The sequence below is a fragment of the Rugamonas violacea genome (genome assembly GCF_016461825.1).
Lineage (GTDB): Bacteria > Pseudomonadota > Gammaproteobacteria > Burkholderiales > Burkholderiaceae_D > Rugamonas.
Genome location: NZ_JAEMNU010000002.1, coordinates 1 through 17,769 on the forward strand (window position 1 = coordinate 1; position 17,769 = coordinate 17,769).

General features: G+C 63.0%; 17 protein-coding genes and 2 pseudogenes. 7 read left to right on the plus strand and 12 right to left on the minus strand.

Annotated elements, in window-relative coordinates:
- A pseudogene (locus H7U20_RS00165) lies at nucleotides 1–182 on the minus strand (IS481 family transposase); the annotation flags it as partial.
- 213 nt (nucleotides 183–395) lie between these two features.
- Here H7U20_RS00165 and H7U20_RS00170 point away from each other — a divergent pair.
- From H7U20_RS00170 to H7U20_RS29995, 3 genes and pseudogenes are all read left to right on the plus strand, one after another.
- Nucleotides 396–1,586, plus strand: coding sequence for a hypothetical protein (locus tag H7U20_RS00170; RefSeq protein ID WP_199517596.1), 1,191 nt, complete (start codon nucleotides 396–398; stop codon nucleotides 1,584–1,586).
- Between the two features lie 169 nt (nucleotides 1,587–1,755).
- Nucleotides 1,756–2,190 (plus strand): hypothetical protein, encoded by a 435-nt coding sequence (locus H7U20_RS00175; protein ID WP_199517598.1) that lies wholly within the window; start codon nucleotides 1,756–1,758, stop codon nucleotides 2,188–2,190.
- 194 nt (nucleotides 2,191–2,384) lie between these two features.
- Nucleotides 2,385–2,702 (plus strand): annotated as a pseudogene (locus tag H7U20_RS29995) (transposase); the annotation flags it as partial.
- A 96-nt stretch (nucleotides 2,703–2,798) separates the two neighbouring features.
- On the opposite strand, the gene H7U20_RS00190 reads toward H7U20_RS29995, so the two are convergent.
- A complete protein-coding gene (locus H7U20_RS00190; RefSeq protein WP_199517602.1) occupies nucleotides 2,799–2,960 on the minus strand; it encodes a hypothetical protein in 162 nt (53 codons plus the stop codon).
- Nucleotides 2,961–3,281: 321 nt separating this feature from the next.
- On the opposite strand from H7U20_RS00190, the gene mutS reads away from it, so the two are divergent.
- Together mutS and H7U20_RS00200 are read left to right on the plus strand one after the other, a co-directional pair.
- Nucleotides 3,282–5,945, plus strand: coding sequence for a DNA mismatch repair protein MutS (mutS, locus tag H7U20_RS00195; protein ID WP_233410393.1), 2,664 nt, complete (start codon nucleotides 3,282–3,284; stop codon nucleotides 5,943–5,945).
- On the plus strand, nucleotides 5,942–7,132 hold the full coding sequence (locus tag H7U20_RS00200) for a hypothetical protein (protein WP_233410394.1): 1,191 nt from the start codon (nucleotides 5,942–5,944) through the stop codon (nucleotides 7,130–7,132). Before mutS ends, H7U20_RS00200 begins: the two co-directional genes overlap by 4 nt.
- A gap of 51 nt (nucleotides 7,133–7,183) precedes the next feature.
- On the opposite strand, the gene H7U20_RS00205 is transcribed toward H7U20_RS00200, so the two are convergent.
- Nucleotides 7,184–7,726, minus strand: coding sequence for an FKBP-type peptidyl-prolyl cis-trans isomerase (locus tag H7U20_RS00205; RefSeq protein WP_199517603.1), 543 nt, complete (start codon nucleotides 7,724–7,726; stop codon nucleotides 7,184–7,186).
- A 116-nt stretch (nucleotides 7,727–7,842) separates the two neighbouring features.
- Between H7U20_RS00205 and H7U20_RS00210 the strand changes: the two genes are divergently transcribed.
- Together H7U20_RS00210 and H7U20_RS00215 are read left to right on the plus strand one after the other, a co-directional pair.
- The gene (locus H7U20_RS00210) at nucleotides 7,843–8,964 is read left to right on the plus strand and encodes a cupin domain-containing protein (protein ID WP_199517604.1); all 1,122 of its coding nucleotides are present in this window, start codon (nucleotides 7,843–7,845) and stop codon (nucleotides 8,962–8,964) included.
- Between the two features lie 25 nt (nucleotides 8,965–8,989).
- Entirely contained in the window at nucleotides 8,990–9,466 is a 477-nt protein-coding gene (locus tag H7U20_RS00215; RefSeq protein ID WP_199517605.1) for a DUF7931 domain-containing protein, read from the plus strand.
- Nucleotides 9,467–9,781: 315 nt separating this feature from the next.
- On the opposite strand, the gene H7U20_RS00220 is transcribed toward H7U20_RS00215, so the two are convergent.
- The 9 genes from H7U20_RS00220 to H7U20_RS00260 all read right to left on the minus strand — a co-directional run bounded on the left by H7U20_RS00220 (nucleotide 9,782) and on the right by H7U20_RS00260 (nucleotide 17,596).
- Nucleotides 9,782–10,012, minus strand: coding sequence for a hypothetical protein (locus H7U20_RS00220; RefSeq protein WP_199517606.1), 231 nt, complete (start codon nucleotides 10,010–10,012; stop codon nucleotides 9,782–9,784).
- A 201-nt stretch (nucleotides 10,013–10,213) separates the two neighbouring features.
- Complete coding sequence (bamC, locus tag H7U20_RS00225; RefSeq protein WP_199517607.1) at nucleotides 10,214–11,320, minus strand: outer membrane protein assembly factor BamC; 1,107 nt, start codon at nucleotides 11,318–11,320, stop codon at nucleotides 10,214–10,216.
- Nucleotides 11,321–11,458: 138 nt separating this feature from the next.
- The gene (gene dapA / locus H7U20_RS00230; protein WP_199517608.1) at nucleotides 11,459–12,337 is read right to left on the minus strand and encodes a 4-hydroxy-tetrahydrodipicolinate synthase; all 879 of its coding nucleotides are present in this window, start codon (nucleotides 12,335–12,337) and stop codon (nucleotides 11,459–11,461) included.
- 84 nt (nucleotides 12,338–12,421) lie between these two features.
- Nucleotides 12,422–12,991 carry a class I SAM-dependent methyltransferase gene (locus H7U20_RS00235; protein WP_199517609.1) on the minus strand — a complete coding sequence of 190 codons (570 nt, stop codon included), beginning with the start codon at nucleotides 12,989–12,991 and terminating at the stop codon, nucleotides 12,422–12,424.
- 11 nt (nucleotides 12,992–13,002) lie between these two features.
- Nucleotides 13,003–14,205, minus strand: coding sequence for a tryptophan--tRNA ligase (locus tag H7U20_RS00240; protein WP_199517610.1), 1,203 nt, complete (start codon nucleotides 14,203–14,205; stop codon nucleotides 13,003–13,005).
- A gap of 6 nt (nucleotides 14,206–14,211) precedes the next feature.
- The gene (locus H7U20_RS00245; RefSeq protein ID WP_199517611.1) at nucleotides 14,212–14,871 is read right to left on the minus strand and encodes a site-2 protease family protein; all 660 of its coding nucleotides are present in this window, start codon (nucleotides 14,869–14,871) and stop codon (nucleotides 14,212–14,214) included.
- Between the two features lie 162 nt (nucleotides 14,872–15,033).
- Nucleotides 15,034–15,657 carry an L-threonylcarbamoyladenylate synthase gene (locus H7U20_RS00250; protein ID WP_199517612.1) on the minus strand — a complete coding sequence of 208 codons (624 nt, stop codon included), beginning with the start codon at nucleotides 15,655–15,657 and terminating at the stop codon, nucleotides 15,034–15,036.
- 48 nt (nucleotides 15,658–15,705) lie between these two features.
- Nucleotides 15,706–16,587 carry a protease HtpX gene (htpX, locus tag H7U20_RS00255; RefSeq protein ID WP_199517613.1) on the minus strand — a complete coding sequence of 294 codons (882 nt, stop codon included), beginning with the start codon at nucleotides 16,585–16,587 and terminating at the stop codon, nucleotides 15,706–15,708.
- A gap of 175 nt (nucleotides 16,588–16,762) precedes the next feature.
- Complete coding sequence (locus H7U20_RS00260) at nucleotides 16,763–17,596, minus strand: 3',5'-nucleoside bisphosphate phosphatase (RefSeq protein WP_199517614.1); 834 nt, start codon at nucleotides 17,594–17,596, stop codon at nucleotides 16,763–16,765.
- Nucleotides 17,597–17,769: the final 173 nt, after the last annotated feature.

The following is a 17,769-nucleotide window of genomic DNA, read 5'->3' on the forward strand; positions in this document are numbered from 1 at the left end:
GTGCGCAAGGTGTCCGGCCGATGGGACCGATCTTCTTCGCTGTCACGCTCTTTCCACTTGCGAATAGTCTGGCGGGTCACGTTGTATCGGCGGGTAAGTTCGGCTTGGGATAGCTCAGATTCACGGATTTCCTTACGGATCAAGTGCGTGGTTCTGGCAAGGCTGTGCAGTGCTTGGCTCATAGAGTCTGATGCGAATCGTTGGGATGGATAAGTGTACTCAAAACGTGCCGTGCCTTGAAGAGGGGCCAGCTACGGAAAGGTGCATAATCACACGAATCTAAACAACTAGCTTGCTTTGAAAAAACTTGCTTTCCAAAATGAAATATTGCAATATATAGATTCCTGTAAAGCAATATTGCATTCCAGGTAATTTGTTGACTATTTAGAGGAATTATGAAAATCAAATGCATTGCTATTTTGGCATGCTCGTTTATATCCTTAGTGCTTTCAGCGGAAAGCTTCTCTGAGGAAATTAATAATGCGGCGCAAACGACTACCCCCACAAACTTTCATTTAAGATGGATTTCCCCACGAACTATCGCTGCATGTGAGTTTGATGCTAATCTTTCGCCCAGATGCATAAATACCGAAATGCCAAAAAAATTCGGGCTGCTGAAGAAAATTATTCCTGGATATTATATTGCGAACACTCCTGCAGCATGGTTGGCCATTTCAGGAAGTGGAGCAAATATTTGTACATTTAGCCAGAGAAGTACGAATATTATCTGTAAAAATATTCATCATAGCTATGATGTAAAGAAATTTGAAATAAGTAATGTCGACGGACAACTGATATTCAAGTTAAATGAAGAAGCAACACCTTCAACAGCTCAGTTCCCAAAGAAATTTATGACTGAGCTTTACAAGGCGACCGCCGCGCTACAAAGTGAGGCTCTGGAACAAATTCCAACAAGTGATAAAATTGGGCTAGGTGTGGCGTCGAATTCGGTACCCACTGATTGCGACGAAAATGCGGTGGAGAGGAGCGGCGGCGGCGTTTCCACATCGGCAATTTCCGTGAATTCTATCAGGTGTGGCGGAGGCGGCGGCGGTGACGATGGAGGCGGCGGCGACGATGGTGGCGGCGATGGTGGCGGCGGCGATGGTGGCGGCGGCGATGGTGGTGGCGGCGGCGATGGTGGCGGTGGTGCTGGTGGTGGTGGTGCTGGTGGTGGTGGCGATGATGGTGGTGGTGCTCAAAACCCTGAGCCATTGCCGCCAGCTCCAATTTGCACCGATAGCGAAAGCATGTTGGCGGCAAGATCGGATGAAAACACGGTATCGCAGATTGTCGTTGTCTGCCATACGCGTCTTCCCCAGCCTCCGGCCGACCCCGCGTTTCCACCAATGCCTCCAGTAGCTTGGAATTTATGCAACACACTAGGGGTATTTTGTAACTCTGACGGTTCAGTTCCCCCGCCTCCACCGCCGATAAAGAGTGAAAAAGATCGTGAAAGAGAAGTTAGCGCGATATGCCGAGCAAAATGTTCAGACTCGCAACTGGAAACACCACCGGGAAACGATGGAAATAATTGGAATATTTGTTTTCGTAAATGCATGGCGGGTTGGGGATTTTATTATTAATTTCTTTGATTTCCATTGATTTAATTTTTAACAATATAGAAATTATTATTTTATAAATAATTCCCACCTACATTTAATGCGCCTACCAAACCACTCAGTTTGGTAGGTTATTTTACAATTTTCAATATAATATTATTGAAACAGACCATATTTATTAGCGGGATATAAAATGATATTCAACGAAGAAGTCGCCAAAGAAATAATTAGTATAATCGGCGTGTCAGATCAAGTTGGAAACATGGCACTTAAAACAATAAAAGATAATCAAAATCTAAAATTAATTAATGAATTTTCAGATCTCCTTTCAAAATTTAAAATGGAAAGTTTTTTAAATATCATTTCTCCGATTTGGAAAAATTTTCCAGAAATGCTACCCAGCCGGGCGAATGAACCCGATGATGAATCTAGATATGCGCTGACAGATGAATCAACAAAAGCAATACGCTTATTTATTTCCGACACAAAAGAGTCCCTTGAACTGATAGAAAAGTTAATCCTGGATAAATCTTCCGGTGCTGTGCTGAGTTCCGACGGAATTCATGAAGTGTCAAAAACAATGCAAGACATCGTGCACTTTCTGGAAAAAAATGAAAGACAGCCTTAGTCGCACGTCGTTATATACACAACTTCGAATTCCAGCGTCTCGAACAGCACGGCCTCCTGCAGATCCTCGATCCGATAGGCGTTGTTACATAAATCCAGCCATGGAGAGGGCTGACGTTTACGGGCAACAGCCGGTGCCGGAGGGCTGTTAGCTTTCGACGAACTTGCGTAGATTCTGGCCTTTTGCCTGAAACGATGCGCAAGGACGAACAACAGCGGCAAGAGCCCAAGGGCAAGTACCGAGTCAAGAACTGGCCGGCCTACAACGCCGGGCTGATCGCGCGAGGTGACATGACGATCGGGATTAAGCAGGACTTGTGGCAACGCGATGCCGGGGACGGAGCCGCCAAGCGCGGCCGGCCACGCGTCTAGGCCGAGCCGGTCGTCGAGATGCTGCTCGGACTCAAACAGGTGTTTCGCCTGCCACTGCGCGCATTGCAGGGTTTCGCGGGGAGCATGAACAAACTCGCCTTCGGCGATTTTCCGGTGCCCAATTACACGACACTGTGGCGTGCTTGAACGCGCGTTCTTTCGCGCTTGGGAACATCACTTTTTCTTCGATAAATTTATTCAAAATATCGTTGAGATCGAAGTCGCCGATTTTTATTCCTAGCCAACTCCGCCCAGCGCATCCTGTGCCCCATCGTAGAGGATGTCGGGAGTCTTCTGGGGATTTGGCTCGAAGATGACTTGACCTGTCGTGTCCCTGCCAGCCGGGCGCTGATGGATCGACAGGCTCTTTATGAAGGGCATTGTGAAGCTAAATTTCATAGTTTGTTTTCCTTGGTATGGTGGTTTTGCAGAGGACGGGGAGTTAGGTTTCCCGTATAATCCGACGTCCACGTTCCGTCCTCGCGGGGGACCAGGTTTCCCCTGTAAGCTATTGATTATCTTAAACATTTTTACAGCCCATATTCGCGGGGGACCAGCTTCGAAGCATATTTCTGCTTTTTTCTGCTAATCCCCTTTAGGTTCACTTTTTGAAGAAGGAACTTTGCGGCAAGTTGCGGAAAGCTGCGGCAAGTTGCGGTACACAAAAATGTCTAAGCATTTGATTTCAAAGACAAAAAACAACAGAACTGAGCAAGCCCAATGACCGCAAAACCTTCCGAAAAAATCACCCCGATGATGCAACAATACCTGCGTCTGAAGGCCGACCACCCGACCATGCTGCTGTTCTACCGCATGGGCGATTTCTACGAGCTGTTCCACGAGGACGCCGAGAAGGCCGCCCGCCTGCTCGGCATCACGTTGACGGCGCGCGGCACCTCGGGCGGCAATCCGATCAAGATGTGCGGCATTCCCTTCCACTCGCTCGACGGCTATCTGGCCAAGCTGGTCAAGCTGGGCGAGTCGGTGGCGATCTGCGAGCAGATCGGCGACCCGGCCACCAGCAAGGGACCGGTCGAGCGCAAGGTGATGCGCGTGGTCACGCCGGGCACCCTGACCGACGCCGACCTGCTGCCGGAAAAAGCCGAGCGGCCGTTGCTGGCGCTGTGCTCGATCAGCCAGCGCAAGGTGGTCACCGCCGGCCTGGCCTGGCTGTCGCTGGCCAGCGGCGCGCTCAAGCTGATGGAGTTCTCCGGCGACGCCAAGACCGTCGCCGCGCGCATGCAGCAGGAGCTGGAGCGCATCGCGCCGGCCGAGATCCTGCGCGGCGACAGCGCCGACATGTTCGAGCAAAACGCCGGTGCCAACACCAACCGCGTGCCGGACTGGCACTTCGACGTGGTCGGCGGCCACAAGGCCCTGCTCGACCAGCTGGCCGTGGCGACGCTGACCGGCTTCGGCGCCGACGGTTTGGGCGCGGCCTTCGGCGCGGCCGGCGCGCTGCTGCGCTATGCCCAGTCGACCCAGGGACGCGGCCTGCAGCACGTGCGCAGCCTGACCACCGAGAGCGAGACCGAGTTCATCGGCCTGGACGCGGCCACCCGCCGCAACCTGGAACTGACCGAGACGATCCGTGGCCAGGAGTCGCCGACGCTGTTCTCGCTGCTCGACCACTGCCGCACGGCGATGGGCTCGCGCCTGCTGCGCCACTGGCTGCACCACGCCCGCCGCGACCAGCAGGTGGCGCGCGCGCGCCATGTCGCCATCGGCGCGCTGAGCGCCAGCGACGCCACCGGCGCGCTGGCCGCCACGCTGGGCCAGGTGCCCGACATCGAACGCATCACCACCCGCATCGCCCTGCTGTCGGCCCGCCCGCGCGACCTGGCCAGCCTGCGCGACGGCCTGGGCCAGCTGCCCATGCTGCGCCAGGCCATGCTGCGTAGCCTGACCGGCGGCCCGGCCGGCGACAGCGCGCTGCTGGCGGCGATCCATCAGGCGCTGGCCACGCCGGCCGACTGCCTCGACCTGCTGACCCGCGCCGTGGCGGTCGAGCCGGCGGCGATGGTGCGCGACGGCGGCGTCTTCGCGGCCGGCTTCGACGCCGAACTCGACGAGCTGCGCGGCCTGTCCGAGAACGCCGGCCAGTTCCTGGTCGACCTGGAGACGCGCGAGCGGGCCCGCACCGGCATCGCCAACCTGCGCGTCGAGTACAACCGGGTGCACGGCTTCTACATCGAGGTCACCAACGGCCAGACCGACAAGGTGCCGGACGACTACCGCCGCCGCCAGACCCTGAAGAACGCCGAGCGCTATATCACGCCGGAGCTGAAGGCCTTCGAGGACAAGGCCCTGTCGGCGCAGGACAAGGCGCTGGCGCGCGAGAAGATGCTGTACGAGCAGCTGCTGTTCGACCTGGCGCCGCACATCGGCGTGCTGCAGACCATCGCCCAGGGCCTGGCCCAGCTCGACACGCTGACCGCGCTGGCCGACCACGCGCTGCGCCACAACTGGTGCGCGCCGCAGTTGGTCGAGCATTCCTGCATCAACATCGTCGAGGGCCGCCATCCGGTGGTGGAAAACCAGATCGAGCGCTTCATCGCCAACGACTGCAAGTTCGTCAACGAACGCCGCCTGCTGCTGATCACCGGCCCGAACATGGGCGGTAAGTCGACCTTCATGCGCCAGGTCGCGCTGATTACGCTGCTGGCCTACGTCGGCAGCTACGTGCCGGCGGCCAGCGCCGTCATCGGCCCGATCGACCGCATCTTCACCCGCATCGGCGCCACCGACGATCTGGCCGGCGGCCGCTCCACCTTCATGGTCGAGATGACCGAGTCGGCCGGCATCCTCAACGCCGCCACCGAACACTCGCTGGTGCTGATGGACGAGGTGGGTCGTGGCACCTCGACCTTCGACGGCCTGGCGCTGGCCTGGGCCATCGCCCGCCACCTGATCGACAGCAGCCGCAGCTTCACGCTGTTCGCCACCCACTACTTCGAGCTGACCCAGCTGCCCGAGAGCCACCCGAGCGCGGCCAATGTGCACCTGTCGGCGGTCGAGCACAAGGACTCCATCGTCTTCCTGCACGCGGTGCAGGACGGTCCGGCCTCGCAGAGTTACGGCCTGCAGGTGGCCCAACTGGCCGGCGTGCCGCAGGGCGTCATCAAGGCGGCGCGCAAGCACCTGGCGCGGCTGGAGGCGCAGGCGCTCGACGCCACGCCGCAGCTCGACCTGTTCGCCATGCCGCTGGCCGACGCCAACGACGAGGTGGTCGCGGCGCCCGCCACGGTAGCGACGACGGCCAACCCGGCCTTCGACGAACTGCTCGACGCCCTCGACGACATCGACCCGGACGCGCTGACGCCGCGCGAAGCGCTGGCCCAGCTATACGAACTGAAACGCCTGGCGCGGCCGGCACTGGCATGAGGCCGCGCCCGGCCAGCTCCAGCGCGCCCCCATCGCTGCGACGCGCGCAATCGACGGCGCAGCAGCAGCAGCAGCAGCAGCAGCAGCAGCAGCAGCAACAACCACAGGGCCGGCTGATGGCGCTGGCGGTATCGGCATCGGCATTGAGCTTAGCCTTGGCCTTGGCCGTGACGCTAGCACCGGCCAAGGCCAACGCCGCGCCGGCGGCGCCGGCCAAGGGCTTCCAGTTCGGCGTCATCGGCCACTCCTTCAAGGCCAGCGCCGACGCCGCCGTGCTGCGCCGGGCGATCGCCGAGTCCAGCGCCGGCAACGCCGCCTTCGTCGTCGCCACCGGCATCAAGGCGGCCAGCGAACCGTGCAGCGACAAGCTGTACGGCCAGCGCCGCGCCATGCTCGACGCGGCCGACAAGCCGATGATCGTCTCGCTGGCCGGCAGCGACTGGAGCGCGTGCAAGAACTCGGCCGGCCGCTCCAACGCCATCGAGCGGCTGAACCGTCTGCGCGAACTGTACTTCGCCGACGCCCAGTCGCTCGGCGAGCGGCGCTTGGCGCTGACCCGCCAGTCGGCCAGCGCCAAGTTCCGCAGCTACGCCGAGAACGCCCACTGGGAACACGGCAACGTGCTGTTCGCCACCCTCAACCTGCCGGCCAAGAACAACCACTACCTGCCCGAGGCGGGCCGCAACAGCGAGTTCGAGGACCGCCTGGTGGCCAACCGCGCCTGGCTGCACCGCCTGTTCACGCTGGCCGCGCGCAAGCGCCTGGCCGCCGTCGTGCTGTTCTCCGACGGCGATCCCGGCCTGCAGGCCGACGAGGGCTTCTCGCTGCTGGCCGGCTTCCAGTCGAAAGCCGACAAACAGGACGGCTTCGCCGAACCGCGCCGGCAGCTCAAGGCATTGGCGGGAAAATTCGATGGCAAGGTGTTGTTGATCGACGCCCAGGGCGGCGCGTCGGGAGCGGCGGGGAATGCGACGGCGGCTGCGGCGGGCAACGCGTCAAGCAGCGCGGCGGGAAGTGCGAACGGGGTTGCGAACGGGGTTGCGACGAACGCTGAACCGGCCATCGTCTGGCGCGGCAATCTGGGACAATTGAGCCTGACCGCCGAATGGGCCGAGCTGCGCGTCAGCCCCGGCACCGCCGCCCTTTTCAGTGTCAAGGGCGGCGGCGCCGACGCCGCGCAGCAGTAGGCGCGCCCTGGGGCGCGCCCACCGCCGGGGTGCTGCGGGTGTTGCGGGTGCTTAGTGAATCGGGTGAATGGCGACGTGGTCGCCCGCTTCGCCTTCGTCATCCTCGTCGCCATGGTGGTGACCATGGGCGCCGTGCACGTGGCCGTGGGCCATCTCTTCGTCGGTGGCGGCGCGCACGTCGACCACGTTGAGCGAGAAGCGCAGCGCGATGCCGGCCAGCGGATGGTTACCGTCCAGCACAACCTTGTCGTCGGCGATATCGGTCACGGTGAAGATCATCGCTTCCTCGTCGTCCTCGCTATCCGGCATGCCTTCGAACTGCATGCCCACTTCCAGCGGCTCGGGCAGGCGGCTGCGCGGCTCGACCTTGACCAGCGCCGAGTCGTACTCGCCGAAGGCGTCGTCCGGCTCGACCTGGATGATCGACGAATAGCCGACTTCCTTGCCGTCCAGTTCCTCTTCGATTTTCGGCAGGGTGTTCTCGTAGCCACCGTGCAGGTAGACCATAGGCTGGCTACCGTCTTCGATCAGATTGTCCTGTGCATCGGACAGTTTGTAATTCACAGTCACGACCGTGTTCTTGGCAATCTTCATTGTATTTCCTTTCTGTAGATAATCCCCGCGATTATACCCTGCCTGCGCCCGCCGCTGGCGCGGCGGCTGCGGCGCAAATCCCTGCTGCGCCGCGGCGCCGATGGTTATAATGTCGTATGAAAAAATTACCCCTCCTCGGCGACATCACGCCGGCGCAATTCCTGCGCGACTACTGGCACAAAAAGCCCCTGCTGATCCGCCAGGCCATCCCCAATTTCAAGCCCCTGCTGAGCGTCGACGCGCTGGCCGCGCTGGCCGCCCAGGACCACGTCGAAGCGCGCCTGGTCAGCGCCGGCGGCGGCCAGTGGGCCATGCAAAACGGCCCGCTGACGGCGCTGCCGCCGCGCACGCAGAAGGAATGGTCGCTGCTGGTGCAGGGCGTCAACCTGCACGACGCCCGCGCCGACGCGCTGCTGCGCCAGTTCCGCTTCCTGCCGGACGCCCGCCTGGACGACCTGATGGTCAGCTTCGCCACCGACGGCGGCGGCGTCGGCCCGCATTTCGATTCCTACGACGTGTTCCTGCTGCAAGCCCACGGCCAGCGCCGCTGGCGCATCGGCCCGCAGAAGGACCTCAGCCTGGTCGACGGCCTGCCGTTGAAAATCCTGGCCAACTTCAAGCCCAACGAGGAGTTCGTGCTGGAGCCGGGCGACATGCTTTACCTGCCGCCCCACTACGCCCACGACGGCGTCGCCATCGGCGACTGCCAGACCTACTCGATCGGCTTCCGCTCGCCGTCCTACCAGGAACTGGGCGAGGCCTTCCTGCAATTCATGGCCGACTCGATCGACCTGCCCGGCCGTTACGCCGACCCGGAGCTGGAAGCCAGCAACAAGCCGGCCGAGATTCCGCGCCACATGCTGAGCACCGTCGCCGACGAGCTCAACAAGGTGCGCTTCACCGAGGACGACGTCACCATCTTCCTCGGCGAGCACCTGTCCGAGCCGAAGCACAATGTGTTCTTCAAGGGTCCGGCGCGACCGCTCAACGTCGGCAAGTTCGCCGAGGCGGCCGCCAAGCGCGGCCTGGCGCTGTCGCGCAAGACGCTGATGCTGTACCGGGGCAAGCACGTCTTCATCAACGGCGAGTCCTTCGCCATCGGCCGCGCCGACAAGGCCACGCTGGAGGCCCTGGCCAACGCCCGCGCCCTCGACGGCGCCGCCCTGGCCGGCGCCTCGGACGACGTCATGGACGCGCTCTACACCTGGTACCAGGACGGCTGGATCGAACTGGCCTAAGCGCAGCACCCCCTCAGGAGGCCCCATGGAGCAGTCAAGCCAGCCGTTTTCGAGCCGCACGCAATTCGAACAGCATCTGCGCGACTGCTTCGCGCGGGCAGAACATCGCCTGGACCTGTTCGATCCCGACTTTTCCCTGTGGCAGCTGGGCCATTCGACGGTGGACGCCGAGCTGCGCCGCTTCCTGGCCGGCCACGGCCGGCTGCGCCTGGCGGCGCACGGCAACGAGCACCTGCAACGGCAGGAACCGCGCTTCCTGCGCCTGCTGCGCGATTTCGGCCACGCCGTCGAATGCCGCGTCACGCCGGCCGGCCTGCGCCAGCTGAGCGACTCCTTCTGCCTGGCCGACGGCGCCATGCTGGTGCGGCGTTTTCATTGCGACCACCTGCGCGGCGTGGCGGTTTTCGCCGATTCCGATGCCATAAAGTTAGCATCGGATCGATTTGAATCAATATGGAGTGAATCCTTGCCCGGTTTGCATGCAAGTACAGCTGGATTATGACCAAGATCAAGGTAGAATGCGCTTGTTCGACTTGAAAACTGGTGAAGGTGCCCATTCCGTTCTACGGGGTTGGAACCGAAAAGTTGCGATATCGCAAAATAGTTGTGAAAACGGCTTGCGCGGCTATTGCGACGCACCAAAAATCGCTATAATATTCGGTTAGGAAGTTTCCGTTGTCTGGCAGGCACCCTATGGTACGAAAAGCCTTCGAAGACGCCCTAATATGAGCGATAATTACCGGTAATTATTCATCGCAACATTGTTGTTTTAATTTTGAATTAATTGAGGAAAACCCCATGAAAAAATCCCTGCTGATCATCTCCCTGCTGACCGTTGCTCTGGCTGCTTGCTCGAAAAAAGAAGAAGCTCCTGCTGCTCCAGCTCCAGTAGCTGCTCCAGAAGCCGCCGCTCCTGCTCCTGTTGTTGCTCCAGCTGCTGACGCTGCTGCTGCTCCAGCCGCTTCGGCTGCTGCTGCTCCTGCTGCTTCGGACGCTGCCGCTGCTCCAGCCGCTTCGGCTGCTCCTGCTGCTTCGAAGTAATCAGCACGATGAAAAAAACCGACCTTCGGGTCGGTTTTTTTTCGCCTGATGCTTTTGCACGGCGGCCGAACCGGCCTGCCGGGCAAAAAAAACCCACCGGCGAAAGCTGGGGTCGGACCCCGCGGGTNNGCCCCCCCCCCCGGCCCTCTGCCGGTGGGTGGTGTTGCTGGCCGCCGGCGCCTTGACTGAACAGCCTTCGGCGCCGAATTTACTTCAGTTGCTCGTGCAGCAAGGTCAGGATCTTCTCGGCGGTGGCGCTCTGGTCGCCCTTGCCTTCATTGCTCAGCACGGTAACCATGCTGCTGCTGCCGCTGCCGGCCTTGACCGAGATGCGGTAGCGTTGCGCTTCCTTGTCCGACTCCGACGAACCCCAGCTGAACAGCTTGCTGAAGAAGCCCTTGGTCTGGCCGGCGTCCTGGTCCACATAGCGGACGAAATACACGCCCTGGGTGCGGTCGCGGTCCTCGACGGTGAAGCCGGCGCGGTCCAGCGCCAGGCCGACCCGGCGCCAGGCGCGGTCGAAGCCCTCGTCGACCTCGACGGCGCGGCTGACGCCGGCGCCGACCAGGGTGGCGTGCTGCGGCTGCACGATGGCCGAGGCGACGGCGGTCTTCGCCTGCGCTTCGTCGGTGCTGCTGCCCAGCTTGGTCATCAGGCGCGCCAGGAACTGCGCCTCCAGGCCCGGATCGTTGGGACGCGCGGTCCACATCGTGGTTTCCTTCTGCGCGCCGGTGATCACCTCCTGGGCGCCACGGTGGCTGATGTAGATCTCGCTGGAACCGTCGGGCAGACGCTCGATGCGGGTGCGGAACTTGTCGCGCTCGCCGCTGGAGTACAGCGAATCGAAGACCTTGCCCACCGTGTTGCGGATGAAGTCCTGCGGGATCTTGGCGCGGTTCTCGTTCCACTCGGTTTCCATGATGCCGGCGCTCGACATGTCGAGCGCCAGCGTGAAGCCGGACTCCTCCCAGAAACTCTTCAGCTGCGGCCACAGTTGCTCGGGCGTCTGCTTGAGCACCAGCCAGCGCTGGTTGCCCGCGCGCTCGACCTTGATGCTGCTCAGGCTGACCGGGGCCACCGCCTCGGCGCCGGCGGCGGCGCCAGCGCCGGCCGGCAAGCCGTTCTTCTGCGCGTTGTAGCCGGACGCGGTGGCCACGCCCAGGGTCGAATCCGGCAGCGTATAGCGATTATCTTTCTGCAATTGCGTCAGGTCCGGCGGCACGTCCAGCGTGCTGGCTTTCTTGGCGGACTTGTAGTCCACCTTGTCGGTTCCGATGACGGAGCCGATCATGCCGCAACCGGTCAAACTGGCCATCAGGGCGCCAACTACCACGGCGCGCTGCGGGGAAAGAGAAGCTGTCTTGCGAATAGTCATGTCGTTACTGGATAAGTAGCTCAAATGCAGCTGGTATCAGGGAGGTCCCGGCCGGGTCTGGCCGGGGCTTGTTGCTGCTTACGGCATCACGCCGGCTTCGCGCAGCGCCGCGCGGACGGCGTCGTGGCACTCGGCGGCCAGCGGCACCAGCGGCAGGCGCAGGCCGGCGGGCATCATGCCCATCTCGGCCAAGGCCCACTTGACCGGCACCGGATTCGGTTCGATGAAGAGTTTCTGGTGCAACGGGAAGACCCGGTTGTTGATCTCGACGGCACGGGCGATGTCGCCGGCCATCGCCGCCTTGCACATCTCGTGCATGGCGCGCGGCGCCACGTTGGCGGTCACCGAGATGTTGCCCTGGCCGCCGGCCAGCATCAGCGCCAGCGCGCTCGGATCGTCGCCCGAGTAGACGGCGAAGCTCTTCGGCACCAGGCGCAGCAGGTCGTAGCCACGGCCGATGTTGCCGGTCGCGTCCTTGAGGCCGACGATGCCGGGCAGCGCGGCCAGGCGCACCACGGTCTCGTTGCTCATGTCGGCCACGGTGCGGCCCGGCACGTTGTACAGGATGATCGGCAGGTCGACCGCTTCGCTGATCGCCTTGAAGTGCTGGAACATGCCCTCCTGGGTCGGCCGGTTGTAGTACGGCACCACCGACAAGGCGGCGTCGGCGCCGGCTTCCTTGGCGTAACGGGTCAGCTTGATGGCCTCCTCGGTGGAGTTGCCGCCGGTGCCGGCGATGATCGGGATGCGTCCCTTGGCATAGCCCACCGTCGCCTTGATCAGCGCGCAGTGCTCCTCGACCGAGACGGTGGCCGACTCGCCGGTGGTGCCGACGATGACGATGCTGTCCGTGCCCTCGGCGATGTGCCAGTCCACCAACTTCTGCAAACCCGGATAGTCCAGACTGCCGTCTGCGTGCATCGGGGTGACGATTGCTACTATGCTGCCCTTAATCATAGGTAACCAATTGCGTAAAGAATTAAAACAACGATTGTAGACGATAGCCCGCGCCAATGGAGCATCTCGGCCGACAATCGGCGTTCAAAATGACGGCAATAACGCCGCCTCGCGGGGGAATTCGGGCTTGACGGCGCAGATTCGTTGCACCATCGCAGCTTTTGGCGTGTCCAGCACGCCGTCCTCATAGGCGATCACGCGCAACTCGTGGTCGCGCGCCCAGGCCAGCAGTTCGCCGGGCCGCAGCAAAAAGTCGGGATTCGACGGCTTGCCGAATTGGGCGTTGCCGTCGGAGAAGGTTTCATAGATCAGCATGCCGTTCGGCGCCAGACTGGCGATCATCTCGGCCATCAAGGGGCGGTGCAGGTAATTGGTGACGACGATGCCGGCGAAGCGCGCCGGGCCGAACGGCCAACCGGCGCCGGCCGCCTCCAGTTCGATCTCCGAGGTGACGATGCCCGGCCCGGCGGCGGCGGCCAGCGCGGCCGGGTCGCGGTCGACCGCCACCACGGCGTGGCCCAGCGCCGCCAGATGGCGCGCGTGGCGGCCGCTGCCGCAGGCCAGGTCGAGCGCCTCGCCGCCCGGCATCAGCGGGGCGTAGCGGCGCACCCAGGCCGAAATCGGCTCGGCGCCGTGGGTTTCATTTGGAGTCATGGCGGCGCCGCTCACGAGTAAGCCAATCCCATGGCCTCGCGCACGTCGCGCATGGTTTCCTGCGCCAGCTTGCGGGCCACGTCGTTGCCGTCGGCGACGATGGCGCGCACCAGCGAGGGGTCGTCCAGATATTGCTGGGCGCGCTCGTGCATCGGTTCCTGCTCTTTGACGATGGCGTCGATCACCGGCTGCTTGCACTCGATGCAACCGATGCCGGCCGACTTGCAACCCTTCACCACCCACTCCTTGGTGGCGAGGTCGGAATACACCTCGTGGAACTGCCACACCGGGCACTTGGCCGGGTCGCCGACGTCGGTGCGGCGGACCCGCGCCGGGTCGGTCGGCATGGTGCGCACCTTCTTGGCGACCACGTCCTTGTCCTCGCGCAGCGCGATGGCGTTGCTGTAGCTCTTGGACATCTTGCGTCCGTCCAGGCCGGGCAGGCGCGGGGACGCCGTCAGCCGCGCCTGCGGCTCGACCAGGATCAGCTTGCGGCTGCCCTCCAGATAGCCGAACAGGCGCTCGCGGTCGATCATCGACAGGCTCTGCGCATCGTCGAGCATCGCCTTGGCCTGCTCCAGCGCGTCGTCCTTGCCGTCCTGCTGGTATTCGGTGCGCAACTCGTTGTACAGCTTGGCGCGCTTGCTGCCCAGCTTCTTGACGGCGTCCTGCGCCTTTTCCTCGAAGCCTTTTTCCTTGCCGTACAGATGATTGAAGCGGCGCGCGATCTCGCGCATCATTTCGATATGCGGCACCTGGTCGTCGCCGACCGGCACCTGGCTGGCGCGGTAGATCAGCACGTCGGCCGCCTGCAGCAGCGGATAGCCGAGGAAGCCGTAGGTGGCCAGGTCCTTGCTGCTCAGGTTGTCGATCTGGTCCTTGTAGGTCGGCACCCGCTCCAACCAGCCGAGCGGCGTGGCCATCGACAACAGCAGGTGCAGCTCGGCGTGCTCGGGCACCTTGGACTGGATGAACAGCGTCGCCTGCGACGGGTCGACGCCGGCCGCCAGCCAGTCGATCAACATTTCCCAGGCGCTGCGCTCAATGATGGTCGGGTCGTCGTAGTGCGTGGTCAGGGCGTGCCAGTCGGCCACGAAAAACAGGCAGGGCAGCTCGGACTGCATCTTGATCCAGTTCTTCAGCGCACCGTGGAAGTGGCCGAGGTGCATGCTGCCGGTGGGCCGCATGCCGGATACAACGCGATCGGGATACATAGTGGGTCAGTTCAAAAGAAAGGAAAGCGGACTCAGGATCAGATGCAGGAAGGTCTCGGTCAAGACTGCCACCGGCACCACCCAGAAGTTCAGAATCTTAAAGTATATCAAGGCCAGCACGATGAAGAAGCCGTACAGCTCGATGCGGGCGAACTGGTAGGCCAGCTTGTGCGGCAACAGGCTGGTGACGATGCGGCCGCCGTCGAGCGGCGGGATGGGCACCAGGTTGAAGGAGAACATCAAAATGTTGACCAGCACGCCGGCCTTGGCCATCTCCCAGAAAAACGGCTCCTGCAGGCCGCCGGCGCCCAGCAGCAGCGACACGATCATCCAGCCGAAGGCCATGACGAAGTTCGACGCCGGCCCGGCCAGCGCCACCCAGGCCATCTGTTTTTTCGGATTGCGCAGGTTGCCGAAGTCGACCGGCACCGGCTTGGCATAGCCGAAGACGAAGCGGCCGTCGGTGGCGATGTACAGCGCGACGGGGATGACGATGGTGCCCAACAGGTCGATGTGCTTGAGCGGATTCATGCTCATGCGGCCGGCCAGGAAGGCGGTGCTGTCGCCGAAATACTTGGCGGCGTAGGCGTGGGCGGCTTCGTGCAGGGTGATGGCAAAAAGGACGGGCAGTGCGTACACCGCTATGGTTTGCATGATGTCGTTCATGGACGCGATTCTATCAGAGCCGCGCCGGCGGACTTGGGCCGGGCGCGGTGTGGGGCATGGTCGGGCGCGTCGAACCAGGGACGCGGCGGGGTAATGATGTCGAACGTGGCGGGCGGCGCGCCGGCAAACTCGGTGGCAAACGACACGCTGGCAAGGCCGACCTTAGAGGCCGAACACGGCGGCGTCGCCCCGGCCCTGGCGCATCAGGGTGGCGCCGTCGCCGCTCAGGTCGATCACCGTGGTCGGCTCCAGGCTGCAGGCGCCGCCGTCGATGATCAGCTCGATCTGCTTCTCGAGCCGCGCGCGGATGCTGTCGGCGTCGGTCAGCGAGTCGTCGTCGCCGGGCAGGATCAGGGTGGTGCCCAGCAGCGGCTGTTGCAGCTCGGCCAGCAAGGCCTGGACGATGGCGTTCTCCGGCACGCGCAGGCCGATGGTCTTGCGCGACGGGTGGCTGAGCCGGCGCGGCACGCACTTGGTCGCCTCGAGGATGAAGGTGTAGGGGCCGGGCGTGGCCGCCTTGAGCAGGCGGAACTGGCGGTTGTCGACCCGCGCGTAGACGCCGATCTCGCTCAGGTCGCGGCACAGCAGGGTCAAATGGTGCTTGTCGTCGATGCCGCGGATGCGCCGCAGCCGTTCGACGGCGCCCTTGTCGTCCAGGTGGCACACCAAGGCGTAGCAGGAATCGGTCGGCATGGCGACGATGCCGCCGCCATGGATGATTTGCGCCGCCTGCTTGATCAGGCGCTGCTGCGGGTTATCTGGATGGACCTGGAAAAATTGACTCATGTGGCGGATTGGGCGGCGTGACGGGCACGCCGCGCATGATTGAACTACTTACAATTGTACGCCACGCAGGGCGGCGATACGCTGCTCGAACGGCGGGTGGGTGGAAAACAACTCCGACCAGCCAGCGGTGTTGGTGATGCCGGCCGCCGCTATCGACTGCGGCAACTCGCCCGGCGCCAGGCCGCCCAGGCGGGCCAGCGCATGTTGCATCGGCACGCTGCTGCCGAGCAACTTGGCCGAGCCGGCGTCGGCGCGGAACTCGCGCTGGCGCGAGAACCAGGCGACGATCAGCGAGGCGACCAGGCCGAACAGGATCTCGCAGACGAACACGGTGACCGTGTAGCCGATGCCGGGGCCGCGCCGCTCGTCATTGTTCTTGAGCAGCACCTTGTCGACGAAGAAGCCGACCACCCGCGCCAGGAACACCACGAAGGTGTTGACCACGCCCTGGATCAAGGTCATGGTCACCATGTCGCCGTTGGCGATGTGGGCGATCTCGTGGCCCAACACGGCCTCGACCTCGTCGCGGTTCATGCTTTCAAGCAGGCCGGTGGAGACCGCCACCAGCGCCGAGTTCTTGAACGCGCCGGTGGCGAAGGCGTTCGCCTCGCCTTCATAGACGGCGACCTCGGGCATGCCGATGCCGGCCCGCTCGGCCAGCGCCTTGACGGTGTTGACCAGCCACAGCTCGGTCGACGAGGACGGCGCCTCGATGACGCGGGCGCCGGTCGACCACTTGGCCATCGGCTTGCTGATCAGCAGCGAGAAGATGGCGCCGGTGAAGCCGACCACCAACGAGAACACCATCAGGCTGCCGAGGTTCAGGCCGCCGCCGGCGCCGGGCCGGCCGACGCCGAGCAAGGACAGCACCAACGACAGCACCAACATCACGGCGAGGTTGGTGGCGATGAATAAGATAATTCGTTTCATAAATAGTTTCTCCCGGCGCAAGTACCAAGTTTACAAGATACGGCCGGGCGCCGCCAAATGCAAGCGTCCGGCGCCGTGTTTAAGCGGGTGTTAAGGCCCCGGGGGGGGNGTTGCCGCGCAGGCGGCAACGCCGGGCTGTGAGACATGCCGCCAAGCGGGGCGGCCTGCCCGCCGCTCAGAACCAGTCGTGCCAGACCGGCTTGACGCTGGCCGGCAGCGCCGGCAACAGGGCGAAGTCGACGCGCGACTCGCCGGGGGCGTGGAAGTCGGTGCCGCGCGAGGCGAGGAAGCCGTACTGGTTGGCCAGATGGGCGTATTCGGCGTACTGGTCCGGCGTGTGGCTGCCGGTGACCACCTCGATGGCGCTGCCGCCGAGCTGCTTGAACTCGTCGAACAGCGCGCCCTGGGCGGTGGGGCTGAACTTGTAGCGGCCCGGGTGGGCGATCACGGCGATGCCGCCGGCGCCACGGATCCAGCCGACCGCGTCCGTCAGGCTGGCCCAGCAATGCGGCACATAGCCCGGCTTGCCCTCGGTCAGGTATTTCCTGAACACCTCGGGGATGTTAGCGCAGGCGCCGGTCTCGACCAGGTAGCGGGCGAAATGGGTGCGCGACATCAGGTCCGGGTTGGCCACATACTTGAGCGCGCCCTCGTAGGCGCCGGGGATGCCGACGGCGGCCAGCTGGCGGGCGATCTCGCGGCCCCGGCTGTCGCGGCCGGCGCGGGTGCGTTCCAGGCCGGCCAGCAGGGCCGGGTTGGTCTCGTCGAGCTGCAGGCCGACGATGTGCACCGTCTCCTTGGCCCAGGTAATCGAAATTTCCACTCCTGAAACGAACCGCATGCCCAGGTCGATGGCGGCGGCGCGCGCGGCGGCGGTGCCGCCGACCTCGTCGTGGTCGGTCAGCGCCCAGACATCGATGCCGGCCTTGCGCGCGTGCTGCGCCACGGCGGCCGGCGCCAGCACGCCGTCGGAGACATTGGAGTGGCAGTGCAGATCAACTTTTAACATACAAAAACGAACCCTTACTTCAGCGACAAGAATGAAGAGTCCATTGTACGCTGCTTGCACGCGCTAAGCCGGGCGCGGGCGCAACAAGCAGCGGCCGGTGCCGGGGGACGGCCCCGTATGTAGTCAACTCCAGCCAACCCCACAGGCGCAAACCTGGGGTCGGACCCCTCGGG

Coding starts and splice junctions, on each gene's coding strand:
- H7U20_RS00170 (WP_199517596.1), top strand. CDS start 396: ATGAAAATCAAATGCATTGCTATTTTGGCATGCTCGTTTATATCCTTA.
- H7U20_RS00175 (WP_199517598.1), top strand. CDS start 1,756: ATGATATTCAACGAAGAAGTCGCCAAAGAAATAATTAGTATAATCGGC.
- H7U20_RS00190 (WP_199517602.1), bottom strand. CDS start 2,960: ATGAAATTTAGCTTCACAATGCCCTTCATAAAGAGCCTGTCGATCCAT.
- mutS (WP_233410393.1), top strand. CDS start 3,282: ATGACCGCAAAACCTTCCGAAAAAATCACCCCGATGATGCAACAATAC.
- H7U20_RS00200 (WP_233410394.1), top strand. CDS start 5,942: ATGAGGCCGCGCCCGGCCAGCTCCAGCGCGCCCCCATCGCTGCGACGC.
- H7U20_RS00205 (WP_199517603.1), bottom strand. CDS start 7,726: ATGAAGATTGCCAAGAACACGGTCGTGACTGTGAATTACAAACTGTCC.
- H7U20_RS00210 (WP_199517604.1), top strand. CDS start 7,843: ATGAAAAAATTACCCCTCCTCGGCGACATCACGCCGGCGCAATTCCTG.
- H7U20_RS00215 (WP_199517605.1), top strand. CDS start 8,990: ATGGAGCAGTCAAGCCAGCCGTTTTCGAGCCGCACGCAATTCGAACAG.
- bamC (WP_199517607.1), bottom strand. CDS start 11,320: ATGGCCAGTTTGACCGGTTGCGGCATGATCGGCTCCGTCATCGGAACC.
- dapA (WP_199517608.1), bottom strand. CDS start 12,337: ATGATTAAGGGCAGCATAGTAGCAATCGTCACCCCGATGCACGCAGAC.
- H7U20_RS00235 (WP_199517609.1), bottom strand. CDS start 12,991: ATGACTCCAAATGAAACCCACGGCGCCGAGCCGATTTCGGCCTGGGTG.
- H7U20_RS00240 (WP_199517610.1), bottom strand. CDS start 14,205: ATGTATCCCGATCGCGTTGTATCCGGCATGCGGCCCACCGGCAGCATG.
- H7U20_RS00245 (WP_199517611.1), bottom strand. CDS start 14,871: ATGAACGACATCATGCAAACCATAGCGGTGTACGCACTGCCCGTCCTT.
- H7U20_RS00250 (WP_199517612.1), bottom strand. CDS start 15,657: ATGAGTCAATTTTTCCAGGTCCATCCAGATAACCCGCAGCAGCGCCTG.
- htpX (WP_199517613.1), bottom strand. CDS start 16,587: ATGAAACGAATTATCTTATTCATCGCCACCAACCTCGCCGTGATGTTG.
- H7U20_RS00260 (WP_199517614.1), bottom strand. CDS start 17,596: ATGTTAAAAGTTGATCTGCACTGCCACTCCAATGTCTCCGACGGCGTG.